Source organism: Mycobacterium sp. (assembly GCF_050701675.1).
Classification (GTDB): domain Bacteria; phylum Actinomycetota; class Actinomycetes; order Mycobacteriales; family Mycobacteriaceae; genus Mycobacterium.
Genome location: NZ_JBOGDD010000480.1, coordinates 1 through 8,752 on the forward strand (window position 1 = coordinate 1; position 8,752 = coordinate 8,752).

Sequence of the window (8,752 nt, forward strand, 5' to 3'; positions counted from 1 at the left end):
AACCCAAGGAGATACGGGAGCAGCGGAATGACGGCACCGACCGCGAACATCAGGAACGACGCGCCGGCCGCGACCCACGGTGACGGCTTCTCGCTGGGGTCGACACCGAGCTCCTGAACCAGATGGAAGTTCAGCGCCCGATTCTCGTCGCGGTGGATCTCCTCGGTGGCCTTGGCGGCGGTGTCCTCGGTGAGGCCCATGTCGACCAACATCGCGACCAGCTCGGCCCGCTCCTCTCTCGGATACTTGCGGAAGGAACGGCGCTCGACGCGCACCTCGGAGTCAAGTTGCTCGTTGGCCGTCGTGATCGACGTGTACTCACCCAACGCCATCGAGAACGCACCTGCGAGCAGACCGGCGACGCCGGCCAGCAGCACGGCATGGGCGCTGGCGCTGGCCGCCACACCCGCGATGAGCGCCGTGTTGCTGACCAAGCCGTCCATCGCGCCGAACGTCGCCGCCCGCAACCACCCACCGGACACGTCCGCATGCCGGTGGTCGATCTGGTGCGGCAGGTCGGCCATGGGCTTGGCGGAATCCTCCTCGGTCATGGCGTCGATTCAACGCCCGTCCTCGTGAGCCGATGTAGTCAGGTTTGCCTGGGTTTGCAAAGTCACAGTTTGCCGATTGCCGTTGCGGGCTACCGTTCGGTTATGACGACCACCGCCGATCATGTCCGCAACGCCCTCGACGGCCGTTGGCTCGACATGAAGAACCGGATGCGCAAAGAACTCTCATCCGAGGTCTTCAAGCCGCACTACACGCCGAACACCGTCATCGCCCGCACCAAGGTCGCCGAGCAACTGAGGATCATGGCTGCCAACGGCGCCGCCGAGGACGGATTCAAGAAGGAGCACGGCGGCAACGGCGACGTCGGGGCCGCGGTCACACAGATCGAGATGCTGGCGATGTCGGACCTGTCGCTGATGGTCAAGGCCGGAGTGCAGTGGGGCCTGTTCGGCGGCGCGATCGAGAACCTTGGCACCGAGCGCCACCACCAGGCGTACGTCAAGAAGCTCATCGACCTCGAACTGCTCGGCTGCTTCGCAATGACCGAGACCGGCCACGGCAGCGACGTCCAGGCGCTGGAGACCACCGCAACGTACGACCCGGCCACCCACGAGTTCGTCATCGACTCCCCCACGCGCACGTCCCGCAAGGACTACATCGGCGGGGCCGCGCAGACGGCGAGGGTCGCGGCCGTCTTCGCGCAGCTGATCACCGACGGAGAAGGCCACGGCGTGCACTGCTTCGTGGTCCCGATCCGCGATGACGAGGGCAACGACCTGCCAGGAATCACGACGTCGGACTGCCACTACAAGGGCGGGCTCCCCGGCGTCGACAACGGTCGCATCCAGTTCGACCACGTGCGCATCCCACGCGAGAACCTGCTGAACAAGTACGCCGACGTCGCCGAAGACGGCACGTACACGTCACCGATCGAGAATCCGGGCCGCCGGTTCTTCACCATGCTCGGCACGCTGATCCGCGGTCGCGTCACGGTCGGCGGCAGCGCGGGCGCGGCGGCGCGCGTGGCACTCGACATCGCCACCCGATATGCGCTGGAGCGCAGGCAGTTCGAAGCACCCGACGCCGAAGACGAGGTGCTGATCATGGACTACCTGGTGCATCAGCGCCGGCTGTTCCCGCTGATCGCGAAGTCGTACGCGCTGCAGTTCGCCCAGAACGAACTGGTGGCCAAGTGCCACGAACTGCAAACCTCGGACGACCCGGACGCCGAGGAGCAACGAGAACTCGAATCCCGCGCCGCCGGATTGAAGGCCGCCAACACCTGGCACGCCACCCGCGCCATCCAGGAAGCGCGCGAGGCGTGCGGCGGCGCAGGCTATCTCGCCGAGAACCGACTGATCGCGCTCAAGGCCGACACCGACGTGTTCACCACGTTCGAGGGCGACAACCACGTTCTCACCCAGTTGGTGGCCAAGGAATTGCTCACCGCCTACGCCGACGACGTCAAGAGCATGAGCCCGGCGCAGTGGGTGCGGTTCGCGGCGAACTTCGCGGGCGAGCGGGTGTTGAAGCGGACCGCGGCGCAGACGATCATGCAGACGATCGTCGACTCGCGGGAGGACAACGAGGAGGAGGGCTCGCTGTTCAACCGCGGCACGCAGGTGAAGATGTTCGAGGACCGCGAGGAGTACATGCTGGCGTCCGTGGCGCGACGGTTGCAGGGCAAGTCCAAGGAGATGTCGCCGTTCGACGCGTTCAACGCCGTGCAGGACCACGTGCTGCATGCCGCGAAGGCCCACATCGACCGCATCGTCCTCGAGGCCTTCGTCGCGGGCATCGACACCTGCGAGGACGAGCAGGCGCGCGAGATCCTCGCCCTGGTGTGCGACCTGTACGCCCTGTCGGTGATCGAGGACGACAAGTCGTGGTTCATCGAGCACCGCTTCCTGTCCACCGAGCGCTCCAAGGCCGTCACCCGCGCCATCAACGACCGGTGCCGCAAGCTCCGCCCGCACGCCGAGCTTCTGGTCGACGGCTTCGGGATTCCCGAGCAGCTGAGGTATGCCGAGATGCTGCACCCCGAACACATCCCCGACGCCGACGAGGGCCAAGTGCAGAACGCCGGATAGCCCGGTGGCCACTTCGGCGAAATAGCATTCCCTGTCGCTGAACCAGGCGTTCAGCGACAGGGAATGCTATTTCGGCGGGATCGGTAGCCGCGCACGCGTGGCGCGAACCTACGTGGCTCCCCCGCGTGGACTCGAACCACGAACCGTCCGATTAACAGTCGGAAGCTCTGCCAATTGAGCTACAGGGGAATGCTCGTCGGCACACGGAACGTGCCCGCGAACCGAACGTTGACTCTAGCGCATGGACCCTCGAAGTCCGGTATCGGGCACGTGACGTGGGCTGCCGTCACGACTCGCCCACACGAGGCAGGATGGACCCAATGCACCGTCATGTGGGAGGAGTTCTGTGATCCGGTTAGCCGCCATCCTTGGCATCGGATACGTCTTGGGCGCCAAGGCGGGCAGACGCCGCTACGAACAGATCGCGGGCACGTACCGCGCGGTCACGGGAAGCCCCAAGACCAAGGCTGTGATGGATGCCGGACGACGGAGAATCGCCGACCGGCTCTCGCCCGACCCGACGATGGTGACGTTGACGCCGATCGACGCGCAGACCTCGGTGTTACGCCCCGAGGCGGAGGATCGCTAGCCGACCGGCGAGGTGTAGGTGTGCCCCGGCAGCAGCGGACCGGAGACGATGCCGCCGCCGTTGTAGCCGCCGACGCCGAGACCGCCGTTGGGGCCGTATTCGCCCCACGGGGTGCCGATGTTGGTCGGGCTGCCGTTCGAGTACCCCACGCAGTTGCCGTCGTCCTGGTTGCCGACCCAGGCCAGGCACGCAGGTGCGGCGACGGCGTGACCGGCGCCGGCGGACAGGGCAATGGCGAGCGGAGCGGCAGCGGCGGCGAGCGCCAGTGCTCCCGCGGAGACGAGCCGGTGTGCACGGATGGTCATGAGGTGCCTTTCCACGCCGATCCTGAAGTCCTTCAGCCGACCCACCATATCGCGGCGCGGCGGTTCACGCAGTCAGGTCGTCGCCGCTCGCGCGCTCCAGGAGGCTACGTCGGTAGGTCTCCATCGCGACGAGGTCACCGAACAACGCGTTGTACTCGTCGTCGTTCTCGACCGGCGACATGCGCTGCAGCTTCGACTTCATCTCCGCGATCTGCCGACCGACCCACACTTCCTGCAGCCTGGCCAGCACGCCGCCGATGTACCTCGCCAGACGGTCGTCGTCGTCGACCTTGAAGGCCTCCACTGCCAGCTCGTTGACCAGGTTCGCCGCCTCGGGTGACGACGTCTGCTCACGCACCGCGTCGATCCACTGCCCGCCGGAGCCTCCCGCCGACATCCCGCCTGCCGACGCGATCGAACCGCGGACCGACGCGTAACCGGCGTGGGTGAAACTCTCGACCGTCAAGGTGTCGAAGACCGGCCCGGCGATCGCGGGATACTGCAGCGCCGCCTTGAGCGCCTCCCGTTGCGGCCACAGGGTGGGATCGCGGGGATCCGGTCGCGGCACGGCGGTAGCCGCGTTGACCGCCGCAGTGTTGGCAGCCGCTCTGCGCGGCTCACGCCGGGAGGCCCCGCCGCCGGCCTTGGCCGTCTCCCGCACCCTCGCGATGACCTGGGCGACGTCGTCCCAGCCGACCCAGCCCGCCAGCTGACGGGCGTACTCGTCACGCAGCGTCGGGTCCTTGATCCTGGCCGCCATCGGGACGCAGCGGCGAAGCGCGGACACCCGGCCCTCGGCGCTGTCGAGATCGTGGTCGGCCAGCGCAGTGCGAATCACGAACTCGAACAACGGGGTCCGCCGTGCGACGAGATCACGCAGCGCACCGTCGCCCGACTTCAGCCGCAGATCGCACGGATCCATCCCCTCGTCGGCGACCGCAACGAAGGACTGCCCCGACAGGTTCTGCTCCCCCTCGAACGCCTTGACCGCCGCGGCGCGGCCCGCCGCGTCGCCGTCGAAGACGTAGATGAGCTCGCCGCGAAAGAAGTTGTCGTCCATCATGAGTCGCCGCAGCATGGAGAGGTGCTCCTCGCCGAACGCGGTGCCGCACGACGCCACGGCCGTCGTCACCCCCGCGAGGTGCATGGCCATCACGTCGGTGTAGCCCTCGACGACGACGGCCTGATGCCCCTTGGCGACGTCCCGCTTGGCCAGGTCCAGCCCGAAGAGCACGTTCGACTTCTTGTACAGCACCGTCTCCGGGGTGTTGACGTACTTGGCCTCCATGGTGTCGTCGTCGAACAGTCGACGCGCGCCGAAGCCGATCACCTCGCCGCTTGACACTCGGATGGGCCACAGCAGCCGCCGGTGGAAACGGTCCATGGGACCGCGCCTGCCCTCCCGTGACAGCCCCGCGGCCTCGAGCTCCTTGAACTCGAACCCCTTGCGCAACAAGTGCTTCGTGAGGGTGTCCCAGCCCGACGGGGCGAAGCCACAGCCGAACTTCGTCGCCGCGTCGGCATCGAAGTTGCGCTCGAGCAGGTACTGCCTGGCGGGCGCGGCCTCGGCCGACTGCAGCGTCTCGGCATAGAACGCCTGGGCCGCGGCGTTGGCCGCGATCAGCCTGCTGCGACTCCCCCGGTCTCGTTGCACGTTGGTGGCCGACGCGCCGGTGTAGGTGACGGTGTAGCCGAGGCGGTCGGCGAGCATCTCGACCGACTCGACGAAGCTGACGTGCTCGATCTTCTGCAGGAACGCGTAGACGTCGCCACCCTCGCCGCACCCGAAGCAGTGGAAGTGACCGTGGTTGGGCCTGACGTGGAACGACGGTGACTTCTCGTCGTGGAACGGGCACAACCCCTTCAGCGAGTCGGCGCCGGCCCGCCGCAACTGCACGTAGTCACCGACGACGTCCTCGATGCGGGTGCCTTCACGGATGGCCGCGATGTCGCGATCGGAAATTCGGCCGGCCATCGGCACAGTCTATGCGGGCCGACCCGTCCGGCCGACGCGGTTATCCCGCCGGTTCCACACGCTCCAACCGTCCTTCGGTGTACGACGCGATCTGGTCGAGGATCACCCGCAGCCGCGCACCGTCGTCGGCGGCGGTGTTGAACTCGGGAACGAAGATCGGGTCCAGCGTGGCGGGCGCCCCGGCCAACAGGAACCGGGCGACCCGGTGGATGCGTTCGCGTTGCTGCGCCTGCAGTTCGAGGTGCGGTGGATCGGACATGATGAACTGCAGCGCGAGGATCTTGAGCAGCACGACCTCGGCACGCACCGTCGCGGGCACCGACAGCTCCGCCTGGTAGCGGACCAGCGGCCCCGGGCCGGTGATCTCCCTGGTGGCCGCGATGGCCGCGGATGCGAACCGTCCAACGAACTCGCTGGTCAGCTTCTTCAAGGCGACCGACGCGGCCAGCGTCCCGTCGTACTTCCCGACGGTGGCGACCACCGGGAGCGCCGAGAGTCGCTCCGAGGCCGCGATCAGGTCGTCAGCGGCGAGCCCGCCCCCCATCCCGCTGGCCTGACCCAGCCTGCCGAGGACCGCTGCGGCGTCGTCGTCGGCCAGGACGCGCAGATCGATGCGGCCCGACACCACGCCGTCCTCGACGTCGTGCACCGAGTACGCGACGTCGTCGGCCCAGTCCATGATCTGGGCCTCCAGGCACGGCTTACCCGCGGTGGCGGAGTCGCGGACCCACGTCGCTGCTGACGCGTCGTCGGCGTAGAAACCGAACTTGCTCTCCCCCGCCGACCGGTACCACGGGTACTTCGTCACCGCGTCCAAGGCGGCCCGAGTGAGGTTCAGACCCGCGCTACGGCCTTGCGGATCAAGCACTTTCGGCTCCAACCGGGTGAGGATCCGGAAGTTCTGGGCATTGCCCTCGAACCCGCCGAAGTCTCCTGCCAACTCGGCGAGCGCCCGCTCGCCGTTGTGTCCGTACGGCGGGTGGCCGATATCGTGCGCCAGGCCCGCGAGGTCGACCAGGTCCGGGTCGCACCCCAGACCGATGGCCATTCCGCGGCCGATCTGAGCGACTTCCAGGGAGTGGGTCAGCCGCGTGCGGGGCGTCTCGCTCTGGCGCGGCCCGACGACCTGCGTCTTGTCGGCCAGCCGCCGGAAGGCAGCGCTGTGCAGGACCCGCGCGCGGTCCCGCGCGAAGTCGGTGCGGTGTTCCGTGTCGGTCCCCGGCAGGGCAGCGCCCTTCGGCGCTTCGACCACCATGCGCTGCCGGTCGAAGTCGTCGTATAGGTCCTTGGAGATCGTCACCGACGCACAGTCTGCCAGGACCGTACGCCGGTCTCCGGTGCCCGTCGGATCCCGCGCACTACATTGGCGGTCATGCGAAGCAATGTTTGGGCAGCCCGTCTTCTCAGCATGCTTCTCGCGGTCCTGACCCTGGGCGCTCTTCTGGCTCCGAATCTCCCCACGGCCAATGCCGAGCCGCCGCTTCGGCTGACCAACTACGTCACCGACAACGCGGGCGTGCTGGACGCAGGTGCCCTCAGCGAGGTCAAGACTGCCGTCGACGACCTCTACACGGCCCGTCGAATCCGGCTCTGGGTCGTCTACGTCGACGACTTCTCCGGTCAGACGGGTGTGGCGTGGGCGCAAAGCGCCATGCGCATCAACAACTTCCAGCCGGACCAGGACGCGATTCTGGCGGTGGCCACCAAGGACCGCGACTACGCACTTCTCGCGGGAACGGCGATCCTCAGCAACTCCGATCAGGCCAACCTTCGCCGCAACGAGGTCGAACCCGCCCTGCGCCAAGGCGACTGGGCAGGTGCCGCGACGGTGGCCGCGACGGGGCTGAAGAACGACACCGCCTCGGCCGGAGGCGTCTCGTGGGTGGGCATCCTCGTCTTCCTCGTGGTGCTCGCCCTGGCAGTCCTCGCGCTGGTCATGTGGCGCAGCCGCAGGCGGCGCAAGCGCCGCGAGGCGGAGTTCGCCGCCGCGCAGCGGGTAGACCCGGCCGACCCAGGCGCGCTCGCCTCGCTGTCCGTCGATGCGCTCGACGACCTGTCGAAGTCCATCGTCGTCGAAGTCGACAATGCCGTGCGCACCAGTGACAACGAGCTCGCACTGGCGGTGGAGGAGTTCGGCGAGAAGGACACCGCTCCGTTCGTCCAGGCCGTGACCAGTGCAAAGACGGCGCTGACGCAGGCCTTCAACGTGCGCCAGATTCTCGACGACGCCATCCCCGAGACACCCCAGCAACGCCGCGACCTGCTGACCCGCGTCATCGTGGCCGCCGCAAGGGCCGACGACGAACTCGAGGCGCAGCGCGCAGCCTTCCAACAGCTGCGCGACCTGGTGATCAACGCACCGGACCGGCTGGACACCCTCACCCAGCAGATGGTCGACCTGACGGCGCGCATCGAGCCGAGCACGCAAACTCTGGCGGCGCTGCACTCGCAGTTCTCCGACACCGCGCTGGCCTCGGTGGCGGGCAACGTCGAAACCGCGAAGCAGCGGTTGTCATTCGCCGACCAGAACATCACCGTCGGACGCACGCTGGTCGCCAAGCCGGCCGGTAGCCAAGGTGGGCTCGTCGACGCCATCCGGGCGGCGGAATCCGGGCTGGGCCAGGCCCGTACGCTGCTCGACGCCGTCGACAGCGCATCCACCGACATCAACCGCGCCGTCGCGGCGCTGCCCGCAGCCATCGCCGACATCCAGAACAGCATCGACGCCGCAGCGGCTCACTTGGCCAAGGGCAACGTCCCGCGCGCAAGCGACCTGACCGCCGCCCGCGACGCGGCGGTAGAGGCCGTCACTCGCGCGCAGAACGCGGGTGCCGCCGACCCGCTGGGCGCCTTCACCCAGCTGACGCAGGCCGACGCGCAACTCGACCGGCTGCTGGCAGCCATCAGCGAGGAGCTCGAGACCACGGCACGGCTGGGCCGCGCGTTCGACCAGGCCCTGTTCAGCGCGCAGTCACAGGTGCGTTCGGTGTCGGACTTCATCGACACCCGCCGCGGCAGCATCGGGCCGGAGGCGCGCACCCGACTGTCGGAGGCGGTGCGCCAGCTGGAAGCCGCGCAGGCCACGAAGGCGACCAACCTGTCCGAGGCGATTCAGCACGCCAACGGTGCGGCGATGCTGGCGGCTCAGGCCCAGTCCATGGCGAACGCCGACGTCAGCGCCGCCCAGCGGCAGTACACCGGGCGCGGCGGTCCTGGCGGCTTCGGCGGCGGCGGCAACACCGGCGCGGTGCTCGGCGGCATCATCATCGGCAACATCCTGTCG

Annotated in this window: 7 protein-coding genes and 1 tRNA gene; 3 read left to right on the forward strand and 5 right to left on the reverse strand. The window is 68.2% G+C overall.

Features of this window, described 5'->3' with window-relative positions:
• The coding region (locus ACRDUX_RS14310; protein ID WP_526414687.1) for a VIT1/CCC1 transporter family protein at positions 1 to 551 on the reverse strand (551 nt) is incomplete at its 3' end.
• A 102-nt stretch (positions 552 to 653) separates the two neighbouring features.
• Here ACRDUX_RS14310 and ACRDUX_RS14315 point away from each other — a divergent pair.
• Complete coding sequence (locus tag ACRDUX_RS14315) at positions 654 to 2,600, forward strand: acyl-CoA dehydrogenase family protein (protein ID WP_526414688.1); 1,947 nt, start codon at positions 654 to 656, stop codon at positions 2,598 to 2,600.
• 113 nt (positions 2,601 to 2,713) lie between these two features.
• Here the strand turns inward: ACRDUX_RS14315 and ACRDUX_RS14320 are convergent.
• Positions 2,714 to 2,789 (reverse strand) — tRNA-Asn (locus tag ACRDUX_RS14320).
• A gap of 157 nt (positions 2,790 to 2,946) precedes the next feature.
• Here ACRDUX_RS14320 and ACRDUX_RS14325 point away from each other — a divergent pair.
• A complete protein-coding gene (locus ACRDUX_RS14325; RefSeq protein ID WP_526414689.1) occupies positions 2,947 to 3,189 on the forward strand; it encodes a hypothetical protein in 243 nt (80 codons plus the stop codon).
• Here ACRDUX_RS14325 and ACRDUX_RS14330 read toward each other — a convergent pair.
• From ACRDUX_RS14330 to ACRDUX_RS14340, 3 genes are all read right to left on the reverse strand, one after another.
• Positions 3,186 to 3,494 carry a DUF7155 family protein gene (locus tag ACRDUX_RS14330; RefSeq protein ID WP_526414690.1) on the reverse strand — a complete coding sequence of 103 codons (309 nt, stop codon included), beginning with the start codon at positions 3,492 to 3,494 and terminating at the stop codon, positions 3,186 to 3,188. The two genes, ACRDUX_RS14325 and ACRDUX_RS14330, sit on opposite strands and share 4 nt — an antisense overlap.
• A 64-nt stretch (positions 3,495 to 3,558) precedes the next feature.
• The gene (gene dnaG, locus ACRDUX_RS14335; RefSeq protein ID WP_526414691.1) at positions 3,559 to 5,469 is read right to left on the reverse strand and encodes a DNA primase; all 1,911 of its coding nucleotides are present in this window, start codon (positions 5,467 to 5,469) and stop codon (positions 3,559 to 3,561) included.
• Positions 5,470 to 5,509: 40 nt separating this feature from the next.
• Complete coding sequence (locus tag ACRDUX_RS14340; RefSeq protein WP_526414692.1) at positions 5,510 to 6,769, reverse strand: deoxyguanosinetriphosphate triphosphohydrolase; 1,260 nt, start codon at positions 6,767 to 6,769, stop codon at positions 5,510 to 5,512.
• Positions 6,770 to 6,841: 72 nt separating this feature from the next.
• Here ACRDUX_RS14340 and ACRDUX_RS14345 point away from each other — a divergent pair.
• The coding region (locus ACRDUX_RS14345; protein WP_526414693.1) for a TPM domain-containing protein at positions 6,842 to 8,752 on the forward strand (1,911 nt) is incomplete at its 3' end.